Here is a 24,293-nt window from a genome sequence, read left to right as displayed (position 1 = left end):
ACCCGGCCTGGAACGGGCGAGCCGGGATCTCGTAGGGTGGCGCGCACGGAGTGTGGTGGCAGGCACCACGCAGGCGAGGGCATCAGACGCCGCGGGAGCGGCGGGGCGGGGCGGTGACCAGGAGATGGCGGAGACGACAGCGGTTTCCGGAGGTCCCGACCCGGCACCGGAACCGGGTCCCTGGGACGCCGTACCGCCGCCCCCGCGCCTCCCTGCCGAGGACCACCCACCCGGTCCCGCCGCGCTGTACGAGCCGCCGCCGGCGCCTCCGGTCGCCCCCGCTCCCGTCCCGGCGCCCGCTCCGGTCACCGCCTCCGTGCGGGGTGCCGCGCAACCGGTCGGGCAGGCGCCCGCGCCGCCGCCCGCGCCCCCGACGGCACCGCCCGTTCCGCCCACCGGATGGACCCTCACCGGGCTGCCCGCCGCCGGGGCCCTGTCCTCGGCGACCCCGCCGCCGTTCCCGGTCCAGAGCGCGGCGCCGGTCGCCGCCGTCGGTGCGGGTGGTGCCGGCAGCGCCGGTGCCACCGGCGGGCTCGGTGCCGCGCCGCGCGGGCGGATCCTGGTGATCGAGGGCGGGTACGGCACCTCCGGCCGCCGCACCTGGGGCCGTGGCGGGCCGGCCCAGGCGCCGGTGCTCTCGGCGATGCTCGCCGCCGTCTCGCCGCAGGTGCTCCTCGCAGCGGACGCGGTGGACGCCGTCCACCTCCCCGGTGCCGGCGACCCGCACACCGTCCTCGCCCACCTGCGCGCCGCCTCCCGCCACCCCGGACCGCTGCTGATCCACCTGGGCGGCCACGTCGTCGCCGACAAGCGCGGCGGACAGCTCCAACTGACCCTGCGCGACGCCAAGCAGGACGGCCTCCCCTGGCCGGCCATCGCCGCCGAGCTGAGCCACCGTCCGGCCGAGTGGCAGACCCTCGTCATCGCCGACCTGAGTGCCGACCAGAACGCCTGGCCGTACCTCCAGGGCACCGTCTCGCCGCTCAGCGAGGGCATCCCGCTGTGGGCGGTGGTCAGTCCGGACCCGGAGCAGATCGGCACCTTCACCCGCGCACTGATCGAGGCGCTGCACGGCGGTCGGCCGGGTGCGGGCGAGGTGCTCGCGCCGGAGCAGCTGCGGCAGCAGGTGTACTCGGTGCTGCGTCCGGACGTGGTCATCCTGGCCACGCACGCCCCGGACCGGCCGTTCTTCCGCAATACGGCCCGCCGCGGCGAGGGCCCGCCGGCCGAGGTTCCGCCGATGCCGGCGTCGGCCGCGTCGGCGGTGTCGATGTCGGCGGTGTCGGCGGTTCAGGCGGCCGGTGTGGTGCCCTCCGACATGTCGTCGCCCCCGGCGCCGCCGCTACCGCGTCCGGGGGAGCCGCGGGACGCGGTCCCCGAGTGGCCGGTGCCGGCTCCGGCCGCGGTGCCCGCGCCGCCGACCGGGGCCCCGGCGGCCGCGGGCGGTCCGGTCAGCCTGGTCAAGCCGGGTGTTCCGCCCACTGCGCCGCGGCCGGCCCGTCCGGTCAGCCTGCTGAAGGCGGGCGAGACAGCGGCGGCCCCGGGCGTGAGCCTGCTCAAGCCCGCCCCGGCCGACGCCGTGCCCGAGGACAGCACGCCCCCGGCGGGTGTCACGCTCCTCAAGTCCCGGCCGGAACCGACGGTCGAGGCCGTCGCCGAGCCCGAACTCCCGCAGGAGGAGGCCGTGGTGGCCTCCGAGGTCGCGGTCGGGGAGGCCGTCGAGGGGGCGCGCGAGGCCGTCGAGGAGCCCGGGATCGAGGTCGAGTCCGAGCTCGAGGTCGAGTCCGAGCTCGAGGTCGAGGTCGAGGTCGAGGCGGCGTCCGAGTCCGAGTCCGAGTCCGAGGTCGAGGCGGAGCCTGGAGCCGCGGAGGAGCCCGAGGACGCCGTCCCGGTGGAGCCCGCGCCGACGGACGAGGTGCCCGTCGAGGGGGAGCCCGTCGACATCGTTCCGGTCGAGGACGCGACTGCTGACGAGCTGTCGACCGACGCCGCGCCGCAGGACGAGGTGCCGGTCGGCGACGTGCCGCACGACGAGGTGCCGCAGGACGAGGTGCCGGTCGGCGAGGCCACCGCCGACGCGCCGTCGGCCGACGAGGCTCCGGCTCCTGCTCCGGGCGACACTCCCACTCCCGGCGACACTCCGGTCGACGCCACTGCCGGAGCCCCGGCCGATGAGGACGGCGCGGCCGGTCCGCCCCGCGCGGACTACCGCGAGGTGATCGGACGGATCGTCCGTAGCGCCGACGCCGGGGACCACGCCGCCGCCACTGATCTGGCCTTCGCCCTCGAACTGGAGGCGATCGCCGAGCACGGCGCCGTCTCCGAGCCGGTGCTGCAGGTCCGGCAGGTCCGGGCGCACGTCTGCCGGCTCGCGGGCCGGACGGCCGAGGCCGCGGACATCTACCGCGAGGTGGCCCTGACGCTGCTCCGCTCGCAGGGCCCCGACCACCCGGAGACCCAGCGGGCGGCCACCAACGCCGAGGCCTGCTGGCGGGCCATCACCGACCGTGCGGAGGCCATCCGGATCGCCCCGGAGATCATCGAACTGCGCGCCTACCTCCCGGGTGCCGACGGCCGCAAGCTCCGCGCCGCCGAGCGCTACCTCGCCCAGCTCGCCGCCACCGGCTGACCGATCGCCGACGGGCAACAGCGGAGGGACAACAGCAGACGGAAAACAGCGAACAGCTGACAGATTTCAAAATCTGTCAGCTGTTCGCTGTCGTCTGTTATCTGTTACCTGTCACCCATAGCCCGCGTCACCTGCCACGGGCGAATCGCCCGCTCACCGACCGGCGATCGCGTGCACGAACTGCGTTCCGTCGATGGTGCCCAGGCCGCTGGCGAGGTCGTAGCCCTCGGTGGCGTTGTAGCCGGTGACGCCGTCCCAGCCGTTGTCGCCCTGCTTCACGTCCACGATGCCGCTCCACTTGCTCGGCAGCAGGTTCATGCCGTACAGGCGCCAGTTGAGCTGCCCGAGGCGGTGCCCGGCGAGCTGGTCGGCGAGTGCGACGACGCCCGAGAACAGCGGGGTGGCCTCGCTGGTGCCGCCGGTGAGGTGCCAGCCGACGGAGGTCGGGTCGTAGGACTCGTAGGTCCAGGCGGCGCCGTCCACGGCCGCGCTCATGCTGATGTCCGGGGTGCCGCGGTGGTTGCCGGTGACGCCGGCGACACCCGCCTGGTACCACGGGCGCTCGAAGATGCCCGAGACGCCACCGCCACCGGCGCCGGACTTGTCGTGCCACACCTTGTCGGGCGCGGTGCGGTTGCCGGAGTCGTCCAGGGTGAGCTGGGTGCCGCCGATGGAGGTGACCAGCGGGTCCGAGGACGGCCAGGAGTTGACCTTGTACGGGTACAGGTCGGTGCCGTTCTCCTTGGCGTCGGTGGCACCGTTGTCGCCGGAGGCGGCCAGCACGGTCACGTTGTGGTCGGCGGCGGCCTGGAAGGCGTAGCGCAGGTCGGTGAGCGACTTGAAGTCGCCCTTGTCGTACCCCGGGAAGGTGTTCTCTGTGGCGCCGAAGCTCTGCGAGATGACGTCGGCGCGGCCGGCCTTGATGAGGGCCTTCTCGGCGTCCATCATCTCGGGCAGGCCGGTGGTGCCCTCGGTCTCGGCGACGCCGGTCTCGACCAGGATGATGTGCGCGTCGGGGGCGATCGCGTGGGCGTACTCGACGTCCAGGGTGGTCTCGCCCGCCCAGCCGGTGTGGTCGGGGTTCTTCGGGTCCCAGGTGGGGACGTTGCCCCACTTGACCACCTCGACGTTGGTGTCCGGGATGCCCCACTGCTTGTCGAAGACCTCCAGGTCGTGCTGGATGGTCGGCGAGCCGAAGGAGTCGACGATGACGATCGTGCGGCCCTTGCCGGTGATGCCCTCCTGGTACAGCGGGTTCAGGTTGTAGGCGGCCCGGTACTGCAGCGGTGAGTAGCAGTGGATGCCGACCTGGCTGACGCACTGGGTGGTGCTCAGCGGGGCGGGGCGGCCCTGGGTGCTGTGCTGCCCGAAGGAGGCGGGGCGCACGTGGACGCCCGTGAGGTCGCGGGCGGGGGCGGCGATCGCGGTGCCGGCGGCCGGAACGGCGACGGTGCCGGCCGTGAGGGCGGTGGCCCCCACGGCGAGCAGGGCCAGGGCGCGGCGGAGGGTGGCGGGGCTGCCCATGGGGCTCCTTGGGGCGCAGGGCCCGACCTGGTTCGGTCGGGTCGGTCCGGCCATCCCATCGAGAGCTGCATGATCATGCCATAGTCATTTGGTGGGGTCGCACGATCGAGGCCATGGTCATGCTCGGCCACGCGAAAAGGTAAAGGTCATCCCAGGGGAAAGTAACCTCCCACCTGGGGGCGCCAGGTGATGACGCGTCAGAAATCCGCCCGACCGTGCCGTCTCCTGGCATCGGTGCCTCGCCGTCAGACTTGGCGGGCGCAGGACGTGAGGCGATCGGCGAACGCGATGACGAGACCGCGCAGCGCGTCGGGGCGCTCGATGACGAACGGCCGGTCGAGCGAGGCGAGGACCCGGGGCAACCAGTCGAGCTCCTGCGCCCGCAGCTCGACGCGCAGCCAGTGCCCGGCCGCCGGGTCCTGGCCGGCCGCGGGCTCGTACTCCTCCAGAATCGCGACGCTCGCTGAGCATGAGCGGAGGCAGGCGGTACCCGGGGGCCAGCCGGTACCCGCCGTAGCGGCCGCGCACCGACTCCACGGGCACGTCCAGGTCGATCAGCTGGTCCACGTACCGCCGCACGGTGCGCCCTTCGACGCCGAGACGGGCGGCGAGTTCGGCCACGGTCCGGGTGCCGCCCGACTGCAGCAGTTCCAGGAGCGTCAGCACGCGGCCGGTGGGTCGGGACATGTCCGCAGCCTGACGCGAATAGAGGACCGATTCTGTCCACTAATCCTCCTAGCCTGCGACGTGCACGCCTCCAGCACGGCCAAGGAGATTCCCATGGACTTCGTCTCGATCCGCATCATCACCGGCGACGTCGCACGCCTCGTCGAGTTCTACGAGCGAGCGACGGGGATTCGGGCGGTACGGGTCACCGAGGACTTCGCCGAACTCAGGACCGCGGGCGCGACCCTCGCGATCGCCAGTACCCGCACCGTCCCGCTGTTCGCCCCGGGCTCCGCCCGCCCGGCGGACAACCACAGCGTGATCACCGAGTTCCTCGTCGACGACGTGGACCGTGTTCACCGGAACCTGACCGGCTTCGTCACCGACTTCGTCAACGAACCCACCACGATGCCCTGGGGCAACCGGTCGCTGTTGTTCCGCGACCCCGACGGCAACCTCGTCAACTTCTTCACCCCCGCCACCGCGGAGGCCGTCGAGAAGTTCGCGCGCTGACGCCACGCGCGGCCGCTCACCGGAGCCCTGAGATCGTGGGGCGCCCGGTGAGCGGCCGCCGCGTCCAGGAGCCGCCACGGGCGGGGGCGGCGGACCAAGCCGCCGGCCCCCGAAGGACGTCCGCGCTCCCGCGGCGGCTCGCCGTCGAGGGTGCCACGGAACCGGCGTCCCGAGACAACACGCCTAGCGCGCACCGCCGTTGACGTACAGCGTCTGTCCGCTGACGTAGGAGGCCTCCTCGCTGGCCAGGAAGGCGACGACCGAGGCGACCTCCTCCGGCTGCCCGACCCGGCGCAGCGGCGTCCGGGCGGCGACCTCGGCCTGGTGGTCCTCGGCGCTGCTGCCGACCCGCTCGGCGGTGGCGGCGGTCATCGCGGTGGCGATGTACCCGGGCGCGACGGCGTTGACGTTGATGTTGAACGGCCCGAGCTCGATCGCCAGGGTCGCGGTGAGGCCCTGGATGCCGGCCTTGGCGGCCGCGTAGTTGGCCTGGCCCCGGTTGCCGAGGGCGGAGCGCGAACTGAGCGAGACGATCTTGCCGTACTTCTGCGCCACCATGTACTTCTGCGCGACGTGGCTGCAGTTGTACGCGCTGGTCAGGTTGACCGTCAGCACCGTGTCCCAGTCGGACTTCGGCATCTTGAAGAACAGGTTGTCCCGGGTGATCCCGGCGTTGTTGACGAGGATGTGCACCCCGCCGAGGTCCGCCGCGACCTGCGCGAACACCGCCTCCACGGCGTCGTAGTCGGCCACGTCGCAGCCGTACGCCCGGGCGGTGCCGCCCTTGGTGGTGATCTCGGCGACCGTCCCGGCCGCCCGCTCGGCGGTGAGGTCGACCACGGCGACCGCCGCGCCCTCCTCCGCCAACCGGCGGGCGGTGGCCGCCCCGATGCCCTGCGCCGCTCCGGTCACCACGGCGACCTTCCCCGCGAACCGCGTCATGTGAACTCCTTGGAAGTTGGATCAACAGGCGACGAGCGACGGGTGGCAGGTAACGGCTGACATCGGACGGCGAACAGATGACAGCTAACAGATAACAGATTTCGTCATCTGTCATCCGCCATCCGTCATCTGTTCGCCGCCACCCGTCAGCCGCCTCCCCGCCACCGTCGGTCGTCAGACGTTCTCGACCAGCACGGCCGTACCCTGCCCGACACCCACGCACATGGTGGCCAGGCCGCGCCTGGCGCCGGTACGGCGCATCCGGTGCAGCAGGGTGGTGAGGATGCGGGCGCCGGAGCCGCCCAGGGGGTGGCCGAGCGCGATCGCGCCGCCGCTGGGGTTGACCACCTCCTCGGCCCGCTCCGGGCTGAACCCGATGCCGTCGGCCGAGGCGAGCGCCTGGGCGGCGAAGGCCTCGTTCAGCTCGGCGGTGTCCAGGTCGGCGAGCGACCAGCCGGCCCGCGCGAGCACCTTCGCCGTGGCCGGCACCGGCCCGATGCCCATGACGTCCGGGTGCACCCCGGCCGAGGCCCCGGCCACGTACCGGCCGAGCGGCTGGAGCCCGAGGTCGCGCAGCGCCTCCTCACCGACCAGGAGCAGCCCGGCCGCACCGTCGTTCATCGGCGAGGCGTTCCCGGCGGTGACGGTGCCCCCCGGCCGGAACACCGGCTTGAGCCCGGAGAGCTTCGCCAGGCTGGTGTCCTCGCGGATGCTCTCGTCCCGGCTCACCGTCACCCCGTCCGGCCGCTCGACCGGGACGAGTTCGGCGTCGAAGTGCCCGTCCTTGCGAGCGGCTCCGGCCCGCTGGTGGCTGCGCAGCGCGAAGGCGTCCTGGCGTTCCCGGCCGATGCCGTACCGGGTGGCCACCTCCTCGGCGGTCTCGCCCATGCTGAGCACGCCGTGCAGTTCGGCCATCCGCGGGTTGGTGAGCCGCCAGCCGAGCCTGGTGTCGAAGGTCTCCATCCGGTGCGGCAGCGCCTCGTCCGGGCGGGGGAGGACGAAGGGGGCGCGGGTCATCGACTCGCAGCCGCCGGCCAGCACCACGTCCGCCTCGCCGGAGCCGATGGCCCGGGCGGCGAGGGTGACGGCCTCCAGCCCGGAGGCGCAGAGCCGGTTGACGGTGGCACCGGGGACGGTCTCCGGCAGGCCGGCCAGCAGGACGGCCATCCGGGCGGCGTTGCGGTTGTCCTCGCCGGCCTGGTTGGCGGCGCCCCAGTAGACGTCGTCGATCCGGGCCGGGTCGAGCGCGGGCGCGTCGGCGAGCAGGGCGCGCAGCACGGTGGCCGAGAGGTCGTCCGGGCGGACCGTGGCGAGCGCACCGCGCAGCCGGCCGATGGGTGTGCGGCGGGCGGCGGCGAAGTAGACGGGACGCACGTCGTCGGGCTCCTTGTCGGGTGGCGGGGGCGGGTGGCGGGGCGGAACGGGTCAGAAGGCGTTGACGCCGGTGAGGGCGCGTCCGATGAGCAACTGGTGGACCTGGCTGGTGCCCTCGTAGAGGGTCATCACCCGCGCGTCGCGCAGGTACTTGCCGACCGGGTACTCGTCGATGAACCCGTACCCGCCGAAGACCTGGAGCGCGTTGTTGGCGGCCCGGACGGCGGCCTCGCTGGCGTACAGCTTGGCGACGGAGGACTCGGTGGCGAACGGCAGGCCGCGCTCGATGTGGTCGGCGACCTTCCAGGTGAGCAGCCGGGCGGCCTCGACGTCCACGGCGATGCCGGCCAGCAGCTCCTGGACGAGCTGGTGGGAGGCGATCGGCCTGCCGAACTGCTCGCGCTCGCCCGCGTAGCGGACGGCGGCCTCCAGGCAGGCCCGGGCGATGCCGACGCAGCCGGCCGCCACCGACATCCGGCCCTTGGCCAGCGCCGCCATGGCCACCGAGAACCCCTTGCCGACCTCGCCGAGCCGGGCGCTGTCTGGCACCCGGACGTCCTCGAAGGTGAGCCCGGCGGTGGCCTGGCCGCGCAGGCCGAGCTTGCCGTGGATCTCGGTGCGGGTGAAGCCGGGCAGGTCGGTGGGGACCAGGAAGGCCGTGATGCCCCGGTGGCCCCGCTGTTCGGGCGCGTCGCCGCCGGTGCGGGCGAAGACCAGGGCGACGTCGGCCCAGGTGCCGTTGGTGATGAACGTCTTGGCGCCGCTGATCAGCCAGTCCTCGCCGTCCCGGACGGCCCGGGTGGTGAGGTTGGCGGCGTCCGATCCGGTGCCCGGCTCGGTGAGCGCGAAGCAGGCGAGCGCCTCGCCCGAGGTGAGCCGTGGCAGCCAGTGCCGCTTCTGCTCCTCGGTTCCGAAGGCGTTGACGGACTTGCCGACGAGGCCGAGCGAGACCGAGACGATCCCGCGCACGGCGGAGTCGCCGCGCCCGAGTTCCTCCAGCACGAGGCAGTACGCGAGGTGGTCGCCGCCGCTGCCGCCGTACTCCTCCGGGATGGTCAGCCCCAGGAAGCCCACCTTCGCCAGCTTGCCGACGATCGCGCGGTCGACGGACTCGGCGCGGTCCCACCCGGCGGCGTACGGAACTATCTCGCGGTCGGTGAAGGAGGCGGCGAGGTCCCGGACGGCGGCCTGCTCCTCGGACAACTCCAGGTTCACGGAGGCTCCCGAATGCGGTGTCCAGGGCCCGGCGCGGGGCCCGGGCCCATTAAACTAGCGCTGCAAGTTTTATGGGGGCGACTGTAGCCCCGCCCGGCCCGCGCTGGGAAGAGGCACCTGCCAGAATCGGTCCCCACGCACCCGACCGGACGAACCGGAGGAACCCGTCGCGATGGCCCGTCCACGCACCCCGTTGCTCAGCCGAGAGCGCATCGTCGCCGCCGCGTTGCGGCTGATCGACGACGAGGGGCTGGACGCCCTCTCCACCCGCCGACTCGCCACCGAGCTGTCGGTCAGCGGGCCGTCGCTCTACAACCACTTCGCCACCAAGGACGACCTGCTGGACGCGGTGGTGGACAGCGTCATCGGCGAGGTCGACCTGTCGATGTTCGGGACCGCGGAAACCACCGGGACCGCCGCAGCCGACGAAGCCGCAGGGGCGGCCGGAACCGCCGGCGCCCCCGCCACCCCCGCCACCCCCTGGGCCGAGGCGCTGCGCGACTGGGCCCGCTCCTACCGCGCCGCGCTGGCCGCCCACCCCAACATCGTCCCGGTGCTCGCCCAGGGCCCCCGGCGGCGGCCGAACGCGCTGCGGCTGGCCGACGCGGTCTTCGGCCACCTGGTCGAGTCCGGATGGCCGCGCGGCCAGGCCACCAGGATCGGCGCCCTGATGCGCTACTTCGTCACCGGCTCGGCCCTCGCCTCCTTCGCGGCCGGCTTCCCGGCGGACGCCGACGTCTACGACGCGGCCGACTACCCGCACCTCGGCGAGGCGCACCGGCTGGCCGGGCACCGCGGGACGGTGGACGAGGGCGCCTTCGAGACCGGGCTGGAGGCGCTGCTCGACGGCCTCACCCTGCGCTACGCCCGGCTCGCCGAGCGGACCTGAGCCGCCGGACCCCCGCCTCGCCCGACCCCAGGGCCCGCGCCCCGCGGCCTCCGCCGGCACCCCCCGCCCCGCGCTTCGTGCCCCGGGGCCCTGCCCCCGCCTCGCGACCCTCCGTAGGGCGATCCCGGACCGGCGGAAACGATTCGGCCCCCGCACCCTCGCGCTGATCGCGCCGGGGTGCGGGGGCCGAGAGTCCGACGGGCGGATCAGCCCATGTCCTCCAGTCGGACGCCCTTGGTCTCCTTCATGAACTTCGCCACGAAGAGGATGGACAGCGCCGCGAAGGCGGCGTAGATCAGGTAGGTCGACGACAGGTTCCAGCGCGACATGGACGGGAACGAGACGGTGATCGCCCAGTTCGCGATCCACTGCGCGGAGGCGGCGACGGAGAGCGCGGCGGCGCGGATCCGGTTCGGGAACATCTCGCCGAGCATCACCCAGACGACCACGCCCCAGGACATCGCGAAGAACAGCACGAAGGCGTTGGCGGCGACCAGCGCCACGGTGCCCTGGAGGTCCGGCAGGGTGAGGTTGTCCCCGCTGCCGGTGGCCGAGGAGAAGGCCCAGCCGGCCGTGCCGAGCGCGACCGCCATGCCGGCCGAGCCGATCAGGGCGAGCGGCTTGCGGCCGATCCGGTCGACCAGCACGATCGCGATCACGGTGCCGAGGATGTTGATCACCGAGCCGACGAAGCTGATCAGCAGCGAGTTGCTCTGGTCGATGCCGACCGACTGCCACAGGATCGACGAGTAGTAGAAGATCACGTTGATGCCGACCAGCTGCTGGAAGACCGACAGGCCGATGCCGACCCAGACGATCGGGAGCAGGCCGAACCGGCCGCCGAGCAGGTCGCGGAAGCGCGGGCGGTGGTCGGAGGCGATCAGCGTCCGGATCTCGGTGATCCGGGCGTCGGGGTCGACGCCCTCGCCCTCGACGTCGGCGAGCACCTTGCGGGCCTCGTCCAGGCGCTCGGCCTGGATCAGGTAGCGCGGGGACTCGGGGATGACCGAGGCGAGCACGAAGTAGACCGCGGCCGGGACGACGCAGATGCCGAGCATCCACTGCCAGGCCTCCAGGCCGAGCAGGTGGCCGCGCGTGTCGCCGCCGGCGGCCTGCGCGAGCACCCAGTTGACCAGCTGGGATATCGCGATTCCGAGCACGATCGCGGCCTGCTGGAAGGAGGCCAGCCGGCCGCGGTACCTGGTCGGAGCGACCTCGGCGATGTACGTCGGGGCGATCACCGAGGCGATGCCGATGGCCGCGCCGCCGAGGACGCGCCACAGGGCGAGGTCCCACGCGGAGAACGGCAGCATCGAACCGACCGCGCTGACCGCGAACAGCAGCGCGCCCGCCTTCATGACCTTGATGCGGCCGTACCGGTCGGCAAACCGTCCGGCGAGCGCCGCGCCGATCGCCGAGCCCAGCAGTGCCGAGGAGACGATCAGTCCGGTCACGCCGCTGCCGACGCCGAACTTCTCCTGGATGCCGGAGACGGCGCCGTTGATCACGGAGCTGTCGTAGCCGAACAGGAAGCCGCCGAGGGCCGCTGCCGCGGTGATGAAGACGACGAAGCCGAGGCGGCCGGGCACGGGGGCCTCGACCGCCCCGGAGGGCTTCTGGGTGACGCTCACGATCTGACTCCTGGTACTCAACGCTGAGCTCGGTAGCCGAGATCGTAACCCCTATTCGTTTAAGTCTTGTACACCAGGACCCTCAAGTTTTGCTCTGAGAATTCGTAAGGTGAACAAGCAAATTGGGGCGCCACGGGAGCCCGGGGCGCGCCGGTCAGACCGGCGAGGAGAGCGAGAGCCCGAACCGGCCCTGCGGGTCGGTCCACCAGTGGGTCAGCCGCAGCTCCGCCGCCGCCAGCTCCCCGGCCACCCGCTCCCGGCGGAACTTGGCCGACACCTCCGTGCGCAGCTCCTCGCCCCGGGCGAAGTGCACCGGCAGGTCCAGGGTCGGGATCTTCACGGTCTGCGCGCGCAGCGAGCGCAGCCGCATCTCGATCCACTCCTGCTCCGCGTCCCAGAGCGCGACGTGCTCGAAGGCGTCCGGGTCGAAGTCGGCGCCCAGCTCGCGGTTGAGCACGTTGAGCACGTTCCGGTTGAACTCGGCCGTCACCCCGGCGGAGTCGTCGTAGGCGGCGACCAGCACCGCCGGGTCCTTGACCAGGTCGGTGCCGAGCAGCAGGAAGTCGCCCGGCTCCAGGGCCGCGCGCAGGCCGTGCAGGAAGGCCGCGCGCTCCAGGGGCAGCAGGTTGCCGAGGGTGCCGCCGAGGAAGGCGACCAGGCGCGGGCCGCCCTCCGGGGGCAGGCCGAGCCGGGCGGTGAAGTCGGCGAGCACGCCGTGCACCGCGAGCCCGGGGTACTCGGCGGCGAGCGCGGCGCCGGCCGAGGTCAGCGCGCTCTCGCTGACGTCCACCGGGACGTACGTCTCCAGGGTGTCGAGCGTGCGCAGGGCGTCCAGCAGCAGCCGGGTCTTCTCGGAGGAGCCGGAGCCCAGTTCGACCAGGGTGCGGGCCCCGGTGGCGGCGGCGATCTCGCCGGCCCGGGCGGCCAGGATGGCCCGCTCCGCGCGGGTCGGGTAGTACTCGGGCAGTCGGGTGATCTCCTCGAACAGCTCGCTGCCCCGGGCGTCGTAGAACCACTTCGGCGGCAGCCACTTGGGCTGGGAGGTCAGCCCGTGCTGCACGTCGTGGCGCAGCGCGGTGCTGAAGTGGTCGGCGGGCAGCAGTCGGGTGAGATCGAAGGTGTCCATGACAGGGTGGTTCCTCTGTTCAGAAAGTGAAGGGAGAGTGTGGAGTGGGAGTCAGTTGCGGCCGGGGAGGCGGCTCACGGTGACGCCGCGCGGGTCGGCCAGCAGCAGCGAGCCGTCCGGGACGGGCGTCCAGCCCGGCGCGTCGTCGTACGGTTCGGAGGCCACCACCGTGCCGAGGCCCGGCAGCGCGCGGTGGTACAGGGAGTCGCCCCAGGTGGTCGCGGCGATCACGGTGCCGTCGGTGAGCAGCAGGTTGAGTCGCCCGGTGGTGTGCGCGGCGACGTCGGCGACGGTGCCCGCCAGCGCCTCGCCAGGCCCGGCGCCGGCCCGCAGCCGGTGCAGGGTCAGTGCCCACAGCAGCGCCGAGTCGGTGCGCGCCTCGAGGTCCAGCAGCTCGGCCGGGGGCAGCAGGGCGGCCAGCGCGTCCAGCTTGCCGGGCCAGCCGGCCACCGCGCCGTTGTGGCTGAACAGCCAGCGCTCGGCGGCGAACGGCGCGGCCGCGCCCTCGCCCGGCGCGCAGCCCTCGGTGGCGGAGCGGACGGCGGCCAGCAGTGCCCGAGTGCGGACCACCCGGGCGAGGTCGGCGAAGGTCTCGTCCGCCCAGATCGGCCCGGTCCGGCGGTAGCGCGCGGGCACCTCGTCCCCGTCCGCGTACCAGCCGAGGCCGAAGCCGTCCGCGTTGACCGTGCCGTACTGCTGGACCCGGGGCGCCCAGGACTGGCGGTACAGCCCGAACGGCGGGTGCACCAACAGCTCCCGGGGCGCCACCGGCTCGCCCACGTACGCGATGTGACGACACATCAGGCAGCCTCCAGGTCGCGCGCGGTGCGGAACCCGGCGAAGATCTGCCGACGGATCGGGTAGTCCCAGTTGCGGAACGTGCCCCGGCAGGCGACCGGCGCCACCGCGAAGCAGCCGCCGCGCAGCACCTTGTACTCGGGGCCGAAGAAGACCTCCGAGTACTCCCTGTACGGCCAGGCCCGGAAGCCGGGGTAGGGGCGGAAGTCGCTGGCCGTCCACTCCCACACGTCACCGATCAACTGCCGGACGCCGTACGGGGACCGGCCCTGCGGGTAGCTGCCCGCCCCGGCCGGGCGCAGGTGGCGCTGGCCGAGGTTGGCGTGCTCGGGGCCGGGCGGGCCGTCGCCCCAGGGGTAGCGGCGGGAGCGGCCGGTGGCCGGGTCGTGGCGGGCCGCCTTCTCCCACTCCGCCTCGGTCGGCAGCCGCCGTCCTGCCCACCGGGCGTACGCGTCGGCCTCGTACCAACTGACGTGCAGCACCGGCTCGTTCGGTTCGACCGGCGCCACCGTGCCGAAGCGCCGGCAGAGCCACTGGCCGTCCTGGTGGCGCCAGAAGAGCGGGGCGGTCAGGTCGGCGCGCCGACGGTGCTCCCAGCCCTCCGGCGTCCACCAGCGCGGGTCGTCGTAGCCGCCGTCCGCGATGAAGCGCTGGTAGGCGGCGTTGGTGACCGGGGTGGTGTCCAGCAGGAAGGCCGGCAGGTCGACGGTGTGCGCCGGGCGCTCGTTGTCCAGTGCCCACGGTTCGGTGTCCGTGCCCATGGTGAACGGCCCCGCGGGGATGAGGACTTCGGCGGGCAGGGTGGCCGCGTCGGCGGGTGCGGGCGGCGGCGGGGGAGCGGCCAGGGCCGGCTCGCCCCGGCGGAGCTGGTGGGTGATCAGCATCGTCTCGTCGTGCTGCTGCTCGTGCTGGGCGATCATCCCGAACGCGAACCCGGCTTCCAGCAGCGGCGCGCCCTCCAGCGGGCTGGCGGCCAGCAGGTCCAGCACCCGGCCGCGTACGTCGTGGGCGTAGGCGCGGGCCTCGGCGGGCGGCAGCAGCGGCAGGCCGGGGCGCTCGGCGCGGGGGTGCTGGAAGGCGTCGTACAGCGGATCGATCTCGGGGTGCATCGGGTCGCGGCCGCCGACGTTGCGCAGCAGCCAGAGCTCCTCCTGGTTGCCGATGTGCGCGAGGTCCCAGACCAGCGGCGACATCAGCGGGGAGTGCTGGGCGGTGAGATCGCCGTCCTCGACGCAGTCGGTCAGCGCGGCGGTGCGGGCGCGGGCGGCCAGCAGCTCGGTGGCGATGCTCTCGCGCAGCGCCTCGGTGCCGATGCTGTCGATGGCGCCGATGCTGCCGGTGGCGCCGGCAGGGGTGGTGGCGTCGGTGGCGGGGGCGCCGGCAGGGGCGGTGGCGTCGGTGCGGTCCGTGCGGCCTGCCCCGGTGCCCCCGTGGGGTCGGACGTCGGTCATGGTGCGGCCTCCTCCGGGGGAGTGCGTAGGGCGCCGGAGCGCAGGGCGTCCAGCTGGTCGTCAGCCGGGCAGCGGCCGCGCGCGGGGTAGCGCTCGGCGAACTCGGCGACGGCGGTGCGCAGCCGTCCGGCACCGGGCAGGCGGCCCAGCGCGGCGTCGGCGGCGGCGAAGCAGGCGAGGGCGGCCCGGCGGAGTTCGGGGTCGGCCATGGCCAGGGTGGCGGCGCGGCGCCAGACCTCGTTGCGCGGTGCGCGCGGACCGTCCGCCCCCGTCGCCGGCTCCAGCGGCTCCACCGCGGCCAGCGCGGCGTCGGCGGCCACCGGGTCGTCCAGCAGCGCGGTGACCAGCGCGGTGACCACCACCCAGCCGTCCCCGGGCTGGGCGTCGACCATCCGCAGCTCGAGGTGGCCGCGCGGGCGTACCGGCGGGAAGAGGGTGGTGCGGTGGTATTCCAAGTCGTCGAGCGTGGGCGGGCGTTCGCCCGCACCGCGGATCCAGTCGCGGAAGGTCAGTCCGGCGGGGGCCGTCCACGGCAGACCCTCGGGCCTTCGCACGCACAGCACCCGGGCATCCAGCACGTACTGCGCCCAGGCCTCGCGAGGGTCCCCGTGGTCCGGCTCAGGGGCGAGCGTGCGGGTCGGGTCCATCCGCGACCAGACGGTCTGTCGGGTGGACCGGTGGCCCGTCGGACTACCGTCCAGGACAGGGGAGTTGGCGAAGGCGGCGACCAGTACCGGGCCCAGCCGGTGGGCCAGGCTCCAGCGGCGCTCGACCGCCTGCGGGCCGTCCGCCTCGCCGGCGTCCAGGCACACCTGCACCGACGCGGTACCCGTCATCATGATCCGGCCCCATGGCCCGGCGGAGTCGAAGAAACGCTCCATCGCGAGGTAGCGGGGGTGGTCCAGCACCATCCGTCGGGAGCGGGCCAGGGGGTCCGTCCCGGTGCCTGTGAGTCGCAGGCCCTGCGCCGCGAAGGCGGCCCGCAGGGCGGTCAGATCGCGTCGGGTGTCCTCGACGCAGGCCAGGAGGCCGGTGGCGGGCGGGGAGCTGAGCTCGACCTGTCCGCCGGGTTCGAGCGTGACGCGCGAACCGGAGGGGAGCGAGGTGCCGTCCGAGCCGCCGAGGGGCAGCGACTCCAGCGCGGCGTGGAGCAGTTCGGGCCGTACGGGCCGGGAGGGACATCGTTCGTCATGGACGAACCACTCGACCTCCACCCCCACCAGCCGGGGCGGTCCGATCTTGAAGCAGACGCCCGACACGTGGCTGCGCGCCCCCGATTCGGTCAACGGGGTCACCCCGGGCGGGGGCGGTGGCGTGCTCTGCCGGTCGGGCGGAGTGGTGCGGGATACCGGTATCACCGGACTCACCATCCTCGGGATCACGATTGCGGCCCGGTCTACCCTGCCCAGTCTGCTACGGAGCATGCGGGGGCGCCCCGCAAAATTCGCATGAACATACGTTTCCGCAGGTCAGAAGTGTGGCGAACGGGTGATGCCGGGGTTTTCCGGCGGGTCGGGGGGGCGCGTTCCGAGGGCGGGCGAGCGAGGCATGTGCCGGGGTCACAGGCGCTCCAACCGCTCCAGGACGGTCGCCAGCACCGGGCCTGGCAGGGCGTAGTTCAGACGCAGCGAACCCCGGCCGCCGGGGCCGAACTCGGCGCCGTCGGAGGCCTCCAGGCCGCAGCGCTCCAACAGCGCCCGGCGGGCGTTCGCGGGCGGCAGACCGAGCGCGGCCGAGTCCAGCCAGAGCAGGTAGGAGGCCCGCGGGGTGGAGCGGACGGCGGGCCCGAGGCGGTCGGTCAGCAGGGTGCGGGCGGCGGCCAGGTGGGCGAGCAGCGCGTCCAACCAGGGACCGCCCTCGCGCAGTGCCGCCTGCTGCACGGTCTGCTCCAGCAGGCCGCCCTCCCAGAGGCCGTAGCCTGCCAGTGCCTCGGCGAACCGGGCGCGCAGGGCGGCGTCGGGAACGAGGGCGAAACTGCTGGGGATCCCGGAGCAGTTGAAGGTCTTGCCCACGGAGTTGAGGGTGACGACGAGGTGCCGGTGCGCCGGGTCGGCGACGGTGACGGCGACGGGGTGGGCGGGGCCAGGACGGGTGGCGTCGGGGCGGGTTGCGCCGGGTTGGGCGGCGTCGGGGTGGGTGAGGTCGCCGTGCACCTCGTCCGAGACCAGCAGCGCGCCGCCTTCGGCTGCCGAGGCGGCGAGACCGCGCACCGCCTCGACCGACCAGACCGTGCCGGAGGGGTTGTGCGGGTTGCTCAGCAGTACCGCTGCGGCGGGGCGGGGGAGCGGGCCGGGTGGCAGCCGGTAGCCGCCCGGGCCCCGGAGGAGCGGCAACTCGCGGTACGGGAGGCCGGCGGCGCGGCAGAGCTGGGCGAAGCCGCCCCACTCGGGGGTGGGGAAGAGCACCGGGGCCTGCGGCCGTACGGTCTCCAGCAGGACGCGCAGGGCGGTGCGCGGGCCGCAGGGCAGCAGCAGCACCCAGTCCGGGTCGACCTCGGTGCCGTGCCGGGCGCGGTACCAGTCGGCCACCAGCGTGCGGCCGGCCGGGTCGCACACCGTGTAGCCGTACGCGCGGTGGCGGGCGCGCCGCTCCAGCGCCGCGGCGACGGGGGGTGGGCCGGGCAGGTCCATGTCCGCGAGGCCCATCGGGATCACCCCGGGGGCGTCGGCGCGGGCCCACTTGCTGCTGCCGGTCCCGGCGCGGTCGAAGGGGGTGTCGAATCCGAAGTCGGGGTCGAAGTCGGGGCCGGGGTCGGAGGCGCAGCGGACAGATGACAGATTTCGAAATCTGTCATCTGTCCGCTGAAAGCCGTCGTCTGTCATCTGTTCGCCGTCACCCGCCCTCCGCCTCCGTCCTCCGGCAACCGCGTCCCGCAGCGACCGCCGTCCGACGCCCGTCATCGGCCACCCGCCCCGCCAGGTGCGCCGCCAGCCCCCGGCGCCCCCGGCTCATCATCACCGCGTGGTTGGCCCGGAACAGCGGGTGCAGCGGCAGGGCGAGCCGTCGCAGCAGGGCCTTGTCGGGCCGGGTGTCCTCCTCGAACAGCACCCGGCTGCCCGAGCCGTCGGCCGTCACCGTGAACCGGGACCACCCGGTCAGGTCGCCGCTCATGGCCACCTCCAGTACCCCGGGGACCGGGTCGCGCCGGCTCGCCGCCAGGCCGATCACCAGCCGGTACGGCAGCAGCGCCCGCACCACCACCTCCCCGGAGTCCTCCCCGGTCGGCCGGACCTCGCGGATCTCCGGCCACCACAGCGGGTAGCCGCGCACGTCCTCCAGTGCCGCGTACACAAGGGGTGCCGGGGCCGCGAGCCGCCAGACGCCCCGGAATCGGTAGTGGTTGGGGTCCACGGCCCCACCCTAGATCCGGCCCGGCCGGCCCGGAGGGCGAATGCGGTCGGAGCGTTGCCGAACCGGTCCGCGGTACGGGTCGGACCGGAGGTGAACGCTCCACAAGCGCCCGCCCGTAGGGAAGGGTGCACTCCGCTTGCACCCGTTCGAGGTGCGGGGGAGGATCTTCCGTGCTTGTAGTCTCATCAGTCACGGCAGCATCCCCAGGGCGCTGCATCCCCAGAACCGGAGTGAAGGAGTCACAGGCATGCGGCGACCGAGCTGGGTCCCGGAGGGCATAGACCTGGACAAACCGAACGCCGCGCGGGTCTACGACTACTACCTGGGGGGCTCGCACAACTTCGAGGTCGACCGGGAGATGGCCCGCAAGGCGATCGCCCTGTGGCCGGAGCTGCCGCAGATCATGCGCTCCAACCGCGCCTTCCTGCGCCGCGCCGTGACCTTCCTCGCCGAGCAGGGCATCAGCCGCTTCCTGGACATCGGCTCCGGCATCCCGACCTTCGGCGCGGTGCACGACATCGCCCGGGCGATCCGCCCCGAGGCCGAGGTCGTCTACGTCGACCGCGACCCGGTCGCCGTCGCACACAGCCGCCTGCTGCTCGAGGACGACCACGGCAGCGACGCCGTCCAGGCCGACCTGCGCGACGTCGCCGACCTGCTGGCCCGCCCCGAGGTCACCGGACTGCTCGCGGCCGGCGAGCCGGTGGCCGTGCTGCTGGTCGCCGTCGCCCACTTCGTCACCGACGAAGAGGACCCGTGGAAGCTGATCGGCGTGATCCGCGACGCCCTCCCGCCCGGCAGCGCGCTGGTGCTCTCGCACGCCTCCCTCGAAGGCCGCCCCGACCAGGCCGAGGACCACCAGAAGCTGTACCAGCGGACGCCGACCCCGCTGACCATGCGCACCCACGAGCAGATCACCGCGATGTTCTCCGGCTTCGAGCTGGTCGAGCCGGGCGTGGTCCACCTGCCGCTGTGGCGCCCGGACCAGCCCGGCACGGTCGGCGAGCACCCCGAGCGGATAGCCGGGGTGGCGGGCGTGGGATTCCGCCCTTGAGCGGACGCGACGGACGGCGCACCGGCGGCCGCACGCCCTGCGCGGCGGCCGCCGGGAGCGCTGCGCCGGGTACGGGCGGCAGCGGGACACGCACCGCCCGGACCGGCGTGCACCACAGAGGAACCAGGTTCAGCAGATGAGTACCACCCCGGTGCGCGGCAACGCGGAGCGGTTCCACGAGGACTGGGCCCGACTGCTCTCCGCCGACCACGGCATCGCCGTCCACCCCGGCCTGCTGGGCCGGCTGGTCGCGCGCACCGCCGCGCTGCTGCACCGCGCCCAGGAGGACGACCCGTTCGAGCCGCGACTGGCCGCGCTGGCCGGCGCTGAATTGGTCGACGCGCACTTCACCGACCCGGTGCTGCTGGCCAGGGCGGTCGAACTGCTCCAGGCCCAGCCCGTCCCCGACGACCGCGGCCCGGCCCTGACCGGCGCCTTCGCGGCCGGCTGGGCGGGGGCCCTGCGCGAGCGCACGCTGACCGAGCAGGAGGCGATCCGCACCGCCGCCGACTCCGCCCGCAAGGAGGCCGAGCGGGCGCTGCGCGCCTCCGAGGCCCGGTTCCGGGCGCTGTTCGAGAGCGCCGCGATCGGCATCGGCATCGGCGACACGGACGGTAACATCCTGGCGGTCAACAAGGCCCTCCAGGAGCTGTTCGGCGCCGGCCCGGAGGACATGATCGGCCGCCGGGTCGGCGACCTCGTCCACCCCGAGGACACCCCGGGGGTGTGGGAGGCGTACGAGGAGCTGATCAGCGGCAAGCGGGACTACTTCCAGTTCGACAAGCCGTACTACCGCCAGGACGGCGAGATCATCTGGACCCACCTGACCGTCTCGCTGATCCGCGACGACGACGGCACGCCGCAGTACCAGGTCGCGATGCTGGAGGACGTCACCGACCGCTACCGGCTACAGGAACGGCTGCGCCACCAGGCCACCCACGACCCGCTGACCGGCCTGCCTAACCGCGCGGCCTTCTTCGAGCGACTGGAGAAGCTGTTCGAGGAGCCCGAGCCCGGCGCCCGCTTCGGCCTCTGCTACGTCGATCTCGACGGCTTCAAGGTGGTCAACGACAGCCTCGGCCACGACATGGGCGACCAACTGCTGGCCGCCGTCGCCGCCCGGCTGAAGGCCGCCCTCAGCCCGCTCGGCCACCTGGTGGCCCGGCTCGGCGGCGACGAGTTCGTCGTCCTGCTGGAGAGGTGCCGGGGCGAGCAGGAGGCGGTGGCCGCCGCGAAGACCGTGCTCAGGGCGCTGGCCGGGCCGGTGCTGATCGGCGACCACAAGCTCGCCGTCGGCGCCAGTGTCGGCGTGCTGGAGCGGCGGGTGTCCACCACCACCCCCGGCGCCGCCGTCCGGGCCGCCGACCTCACGCTCTACCGCGCCAAGGAGGCCGGCCGCGGCCGCTGGACGCTGTTCGACCCCAAGGAGAACGCCCGGGCGGTCAGCCGCTACGCGGTCTCGGTGCGGATGCCCGCGGCCCTCGACCGCGGCGAGTTCTTCATCGACTACCAGCCGCTCTACCGCCTCGCGGACGGCCGGCTGGCCGCCGTGGAGGCACTGGTGCGCTGGCGCCACCCACAGCTCGGCGTGCTCGGCCCGGACGAGTTCGTCACCACCGCCGAGGAGACCGGGCTGATCATGCCGCTCGGCCGCTGGGTGCTGGAGCAGGCCTGCGGCCAGGCCGCGGACTGGATCAAGCGGTACGGCGACGCCGCCCCGCAGCTCAACGTCAACCTGGCGGTCCGGCAGGCCCGCAGCGCCGCCCTGGTCACCGATCTCGGCCGGATCCTCGACAGCACCGGACTGGACCCGGCCCGGCTGCAGCTGGAGATCACCGAGTCGACCGTGGTCGGCCCCGAGGACGAGGCGCTGCGCACCCTGCACGGGCTGGTCGACCTCGGGGTGTCGCTGGCCGTGGACGACTTCGGCACCGGCTGGTCCAACCTCGCCTACCTGCGCGACCTGCCGGTCTCCGGGCTGAAGATCGCCGGCTCCTTCGTCGGCGACCTGCACGAACCGGGGAAGGACGAGTCCACCGGGTGGCGGATCGTCAGCGGACTGGTCTCGATGGCGCACGCGCTCGGGCTGAACGTCACCGCCGAGGGCGTGGAGACCCACCGGGACGCCGAGCGGCTGCGGACCCTGGGCTGCGACTGGGCGCAGGGCTGGCACTTCGGCCGCCCGGTGCGGCCGGACGAGATCGCCCGGCGGATCGTGGAGGAGCCGTTGGGGCGCCCGGTCGAGGAGCGCTGAGGCAGGCCTGACGCTCGGGCCCCGGTCGGGGCCGGCTCGGGTCCGCGGCGAACGGCGAACAACTGACCGCCGACAGGTGACGGATGACAGCTGACAGTTTTTGAAATCTGTCAGCTGTCATCCGTCGGCCGTCGTTCCGTCCCCGCGCGCGGCTCCTCAGCTGACCAGTCGGGAGAGCTCGATCGAATGGCCCGTCCGCTCCGCCTTCGCCCGCAGGTAGCGGACGTTGCTCGCCGACAGGTGCCGCCCCACCACGGCTTCCAGCATGTGGATGGTGCGGGACCCGCGGTGTGGACACTGCGAGACTGGCCGCGTTTCCTGGGCACGTCCCTCAGGCCCGCCGGGACAACCGCGCCATGCCCATCGACGACACGGAAGGGTCCTGACCAGATGCCGACGACCCCCGCCACCCCCAACTCCTCCCCCTCCTCCTTCGACGCGGAGCAGCGCGCGATCGAGGCGCTCTACGCGGACGTGGTCCGCCGCAACCGGGGCGAGGACGAGTTCCACCAGGCCGTCCACGAGGTGCTGGAGACCCTGGCGCCGGTGCTCGCCCACCGCCCCGAACTCCTCGACGCCCGGATCATCGAGCGGATCTGCGAGCCCGAGCGGCAGCTCATGTTCCGGGTGCCGTGGACGGACGACTCCGGCGACATCCACGTCAACCGCGGCTTCCGGGTCGAGTTCAGCAGCGCCCTCGGCCCGTACAAGGGCGGACTGCGCTTCCACCCCTCGGTGAACCTCGGCATCGTCAAGTTCCTCGGCTTCGAGCAGATCTTCAAGAACGCGCTCACCGGCCTGCCCATCGGCGGCGGCAAGGGCGGATCCGACTTCGACCCCAAGGGCCGCTCGAACGCCGAGATCATGCGGTTCTGCCAGTCCTTCATGACCGAGCTGTACCGGCACCTCGGCGAGTACACCGACGTGCCGGCCGGGGACATCGGCGTCGGCGGCAGGGAGATCGGCTACCTCTTCGGTCAGTACAAGCGGATCACCAACCGGTACGAGAGCGGCGTGCTCACCGGGAAGGGCCTCGGCTGGGGCGGCGCGCAGGTCCGCACCGAGGCCACCGGCTACGGCTGCGTCATGTTCACCTCCGAGATGCTGCACAGCCGCGGCGAGAGCCTGGACGGGCGCCGGGTGGTCGTCTCCGGATCCGGCAACGTCGCGGTCTACGCGATCGAGAAGGCGCAGCAGCTCGGCGCGACCGTGCTCACCTGCTCCGACTCCGCCGGCTACGTGGTGGACGAGAAGGGCATCGACCTCGACCTGCTCAAGGAGGTCAAGGAGGTCCGGCGGGGCCGGGTGTCCGACTACGCCCGACTGCGCGGCGGCCACGTCCGGTTCGTCGACGGTCCGAGCGTGTGGAGCGTGCCCTGCGACGTCGCGCTGCCCTGCGCCACCCAGAACGAGTTGTCCGAGACCGACGCGCTGGCCCTGGTGCGCAACGGGGTGCTCGCTGTCGCCGAGGGCGCGAACATGCCCACCACCCCGGCAGCGGTGCGGGTGTTCCAGGAGGCCGGGGTGGCCTTCGGCCCGGGCAAGGCGGCGAACGCGGGCGGCGTCGCGACCAGCGCGCTGGAGATGCAGCAGAACGCCTCGCGGGACTCCTGGACCTTCGAGCACACCGAGGAGCGGCTGGCCGGGATCATGAAGCACATCCACGACTCCTGCTTCACCACCGCCGAGCGCTACGGCCATCCGGGCAACTACGTGGTCGGCGCGAACATCGCCGGCTTCGAGCTGGTCGCGGACGCGATGCTGGCCCAGGGCCTGATCTGACCCGTCGTGTCACGGCCGCCGGCCCCGAGCCGCCGACGGCCGTCGCCCGGCGATCGGTACCCGACCCGAGCGGGCACCGATTGTCGGGTGCGGCAGGGTGGGTCCTTCCTACGGTGGACGCAGTAAGGGAAGGACGGGGGTCGGCGTGCTGGAGCACCTGAACCAGGCGATGGACCGGATCGAACGGGACCTGGACCGCGAGGTCGACGTGGCCGAGCTGGCGCGGATCGCGATGACGTCGGAGTACCACTTCCGGCGGCTGTTCTCGATGCTCGCCGGAATGCCGCTGTCGGAGTACGTCAGGCGTCGACGGCTCACCGTCGCCGGGGCCGAAGTGCTGGACGGCGAACGGACGTTGCTCGATGTCGCGGTCCGGTACGGGTACTCCTCGGGGGAGGCGTTCGCCCGGGCGTTCCGGGCCATGCACGGAGTCGGGCCGGGCGAGGCCCGGCGCGGCGGTGCGGTGCTCGTCTCCCAGCCCCGGATGTCCTTCCGACTCGTCGTGGAAGGAAGCAGCAGCATGGAATACCGGATCGTCGAGAGGCCGGACTTCCGGATCGTCGGCCGGAAGGCCCGGGTCACCCTGATCTACATGGGGATCAACCCGGGGATCGCCGAGTTCGTCAAGGGGCTCGGCAAGGAGACGGTCGAACGGATCGCCGCCCTGTCCGGGGACGACCCGGCCGGGATCGTCTCGGTGAGCGACGGCTTCTCGCCGAACCGCGAGGAGGGGTCCGAACTCGACTACTGGCACGCGGTGGTGGCGCGCGAGGGGGTCGCCGTCCCGGCGGACCTGGACGTGCTGGACGTACCGGCGGGCACCTGGGCGGTGTTCACCAACACCGGGCCGTTCCCGCAGGCCTTGCAGGAGATGTGGGGGGACGTGGCCGCCCAGTGGTTCCCGTCCAACCCGTACGAGGCGCGGCCGGGCCCGGAGATCCTCCGGACCCGCTCCGTCCCGGGGACGGCCGACGCCGAGGCGGAGCTGTGGATCCCGGTGGCGCGGGCCGTGCGCGGCTGACAGGTGACAGCCGACGGATAACCGACAACGGATAACCGAAAACGGATGACAGATGACAGCTGACAGATTTCGA

The 24,293-nt window shown here is 73.3% G+C and carries 18 protein-coding genes and 1 pseudogene; 7 read left to right on the top strand and 12 right to left on the bottom strand.

Annotated elements, in window-relative coordinates:
- The first annotated feature begins 316 nt into the window (after window positions 1–316).
- The gene (locus tag ACWDBB_RS08285) at window positions 317–2,629 is read left to right on the top strand and encodes a hypothetical protein (protein WP_449788797.1); all 2,313 of its coding nucleotides are present in this window, start codon (window positions 317–319) and stop codon (window positions 2,627–2,629) included.
- Between the two features lie 153 nt (window positions 2,630–2,782).
- Here the strand turns inward: ACWDBB_RS08285 and ACWDBB_RS08280 are convergent, their stop codons facing one another.
- Window positions 2,783–4,153: a S53 family peptidase gene (locus ACWDBB_RS08280; RefSeq protein ID WP_449788796.1), complete on the bottom strand. Its 1,371-nt coding sequence runs from the start codon at window positions 4,151–4,153 to the stop codon at window positions 2,783–2,785.
- 245 nt (window positions 4,154–4,398) lie between these two features.
- Window positions 4,399–4,840: pseudogene (locus tag ACWDBB_RS08275) on the bottom strand (helix-turn-helix transcriptional regulator).
- Between the two features lie 93 nt (window positions 4,841–4,933).
- Here ACWDBB_RS08275 and ACWDBB_RS08270 point away from each other — a divergent pair.
- Window positions 4,934–5,332, top strand: coding sequence for a VOC family protein (locus ACWDBB_RS08270; RefSeq protein ID WP_449788795.1), 399 nt, complete (start codon window positions 4,934–4,936; stop codon window positions 5,330–5,332).
- A gap of 183 nt (window positions 5,333–5,515) precedes the next feature.
- Here ACWDBB_RS08270 and fabG read toward each other — a convergent pair whose 3' ends face one another.
- The 3 genes from fabG to ACWDBB_RS08255 form a co-directional block, all read right to left on the bottom strand.
- Complete coding sequence (gene fabG / locus ACWDBB_RS08265) at window positions 5,516–6,274, bottom strand: 3-oxoacyl-ACP reductase FabG (RefSeq protein WP_449788794.1); 759 nt, start codon at window positions 6,272–6,274, stop codon at window positions 5,516–5,518.
- A 174-nt stretch (window positions 6,275–6,448) separates the two neighbouring features.
- Window positions 6,449–7,648 (bottom strand): thiolase family protein, encoded by a 1,200-nt coding sequence (locus tag ACWDBB_RS08260; RefSeq protein WP_392915049.1) that lies wholly within the window; start codon window positions 7,646–7,648, stop codon window positions 6,449–6,451.
- Between the two features lie 51 nt (window positions 7,649–7,699).
- Window positions 7,700–8,863, bottom strand: a complete 1,164-nt coding sequence (locus ACWDBB_RS08255; protein ID WP_449788793.1) for an acyl-CoA dehydrogenase family protein — start codon at window positions 8,861–8,863, stop codon at window positions 7,700–7,702.
- Window positions 8,864–9,035: 172 nt separating this feature from the next.
- Here ACWDBB_RS08255 and ACWDBB_RS08250 point away from each other — a divergent pair, with 172 nt between their 5' ends.
- A complete protein-coding gene (locus tag ACWDBB_RS08250) occupies window positions 9,036–9,752 on the top strand; it encodes a TetR/AcrR family transcriptional regulator (protein WP_449788792.1) in 717 nt (238 codons plus the stop codon).
- 206 nt (window positions 9,753–9,958) lie between these two features.
- Here the strand turns inward: ACWDBB_RS08250 and ACWDBB_RS08245 are convergent, their stop codons facing one another.
- The 7 genes from ACWDBB_RS08245 to ACWDBB_RS08215 all read right to left on the bottom strand — a co-directional run bounded on the left by ACWDBB_RS08245 (window position 9,959) and on the right by ACWDBB_RS08215 (window position 18,109).
- Window positions 9,959–11,386 carry a sugar porter family MFS transporter gene (locus ACWDBB_RS08245; protein WP_449788883.1) on the bottom strand — a complete coding sequence of 476 codons (1,428 nt, stop codon included), beginning with the start codon at window positions 11,384–11,386 and terminating at the stop codon, window positions 9,959–9,961.
- A 151-nt stretch (window positions 11,387–11,537) separates the two neighbouring features.
- Window positions 11,538–12,509 (bottom strand): L-histidine N(alpha)-methyltransferase, encoded by a 972-nt coding sequence (gene egtD / locus ACWDBB_RS08240; RefSeq protein WP_449788791.1) that lies wholly within the window; start codon window positions 12,507–12,509, stop codon window positions 11,538–11,540.
- A 51-nt stretch (window positions 12,510–12,560) separates the two neighbouring features.
- Window positions 12,561–13,310, bottom strand: a complete 750-nt coding sequence (egtC, locus tag ACWDBB_RS08235) for an ergothioneine biosynthesis protein EgtC (RefSeq protein ID WP_449788790.1) — start codon at window positions 13,308–13,310, stop codon at window positions 12,561–12,563.
- Window positions 13,310–14,758, bottom strand: coding sequence for an ergothioneine biosynthesis protein EgtB (egtB, locus tag ACWDBB_RS08230; RefSeq protein ID WP_449788789.1), 1,449 nt, complete (start codon window positions 14,756–14,758; stop codon window positions 13,310–13,312). Before egtB ends, egtC begins: the two co-directional genes overlap by 1 nt.
- Window positions 14,755–16,053: an ergothioneine biosynthesis glutamate--cysteine ligase EgtA gene (egtA, locus tag ACWDBB_RS08225; protein WP_449788882.1), complete on the bottom strand. Its 1,299-nt coding sequence runs from the start codon at window positions 16,051–16,053 to the stop codon at window positions 14,755–14,757. The genes egtB and egtA overlap by 4 nt, the downstream gene beginning before the upstream one ends.
- A 264-nt stretch (window positions 16,054–16,317) precedes the next feature.
- Window positions 16,318–17,580, bottom strand: coding sequence for an aminotransferase class I/II-fold pyridoxal phosphate-dependent enzyme (locus tag ACWDBB_RS08220; protein ID WP_449788788.1), 1,263 nt, complete (start codon window positions 17,578–17,580; stop codon window positions 16,318–16,320).
- A 10-nt stretch (window positions 17,581–17,590) separates the two neighbouring features.
- Window positions 17,591–18,109, bottom strand: a complete 519-nt coding sequence (locus ACWDBB_RS08215) for an SRPBCC family protein (RefSeq protein WP_449788787.1) — start codon at window positions 18,107–18,109, stop codon at window positions 17,591–17,593.
- Window positions 18,110–18,356: 247 nt separating this feature from the next.
- Between ACWDBB_RS08215 and ACWDBB_RS08210 the strand changes: the two genes are divergently transcribed.
- The 4 genes from ACWDBB_RS08210 to ACWDBB_RS08195 all read left to right on the top strand — a co-directional run bounded on the left by ACWDBB_RS08210 (window position 18,357) and on the right by ACWDBB_RS08195 (window position 24,220).
- Complete coding sequence (locus ACWDBB_RS08210; RefSeq protein ID WP_449788786.1) at window positions 18,357–19,163, top strand: SAM-dependent methyltransferase; 807 nt, start codon at window positions 18,357–18,359, stop codon at window positions 19,161–19,163.
- Window positions 19,164–19,299: 136 nt separating this feature from the next.
- Window positions 19,300–21,417, top strand: coding sequence for a putative bifunctional diguanylate cyclase/phosphodiesterase (locus ACWDBB_RS08205; protein ID WP_449788785.1), 2,118 nt, complete (start codon window positions 19,300–19,302; stop codon window positions 21,415–21,417).
- A gap of 390 nt (window positions 21,418–21,807) precedes the next feature.
- Window positions 21,808–23,199, top strand: a complete 1,392-nt coding sequence (gene gdhA / locus ACWDBB_RS08200) for an NADP-specific glutamate dehydrogenase (RefSeq protein WP_449788784.1) — start codon at window positions 21,808–21,810, stop codon at window positions 23,197–23,199.
- 145 nt (window positions 23,200–23,344) lie between these two features.
- Window positions 23,345–24,220, top strand: coding sequence for an AraC family transcriptional regulator (locus ACWDBB_RS08195; RefSeq protein ID WP_449788783.1), 876 nt, complete (start codon window positions 23,345–23,347; stop codon window positions 24,218–24,220).
- Window positions 24,221–24,293: the final 73 nt, after the last annotated feature.

The organism is Kitasatospora sp. NPDC001095, assembly GCF_053598615.1.
This window is presented reverse-complemented; position numbering and strand designations above follow the sequence as displayed.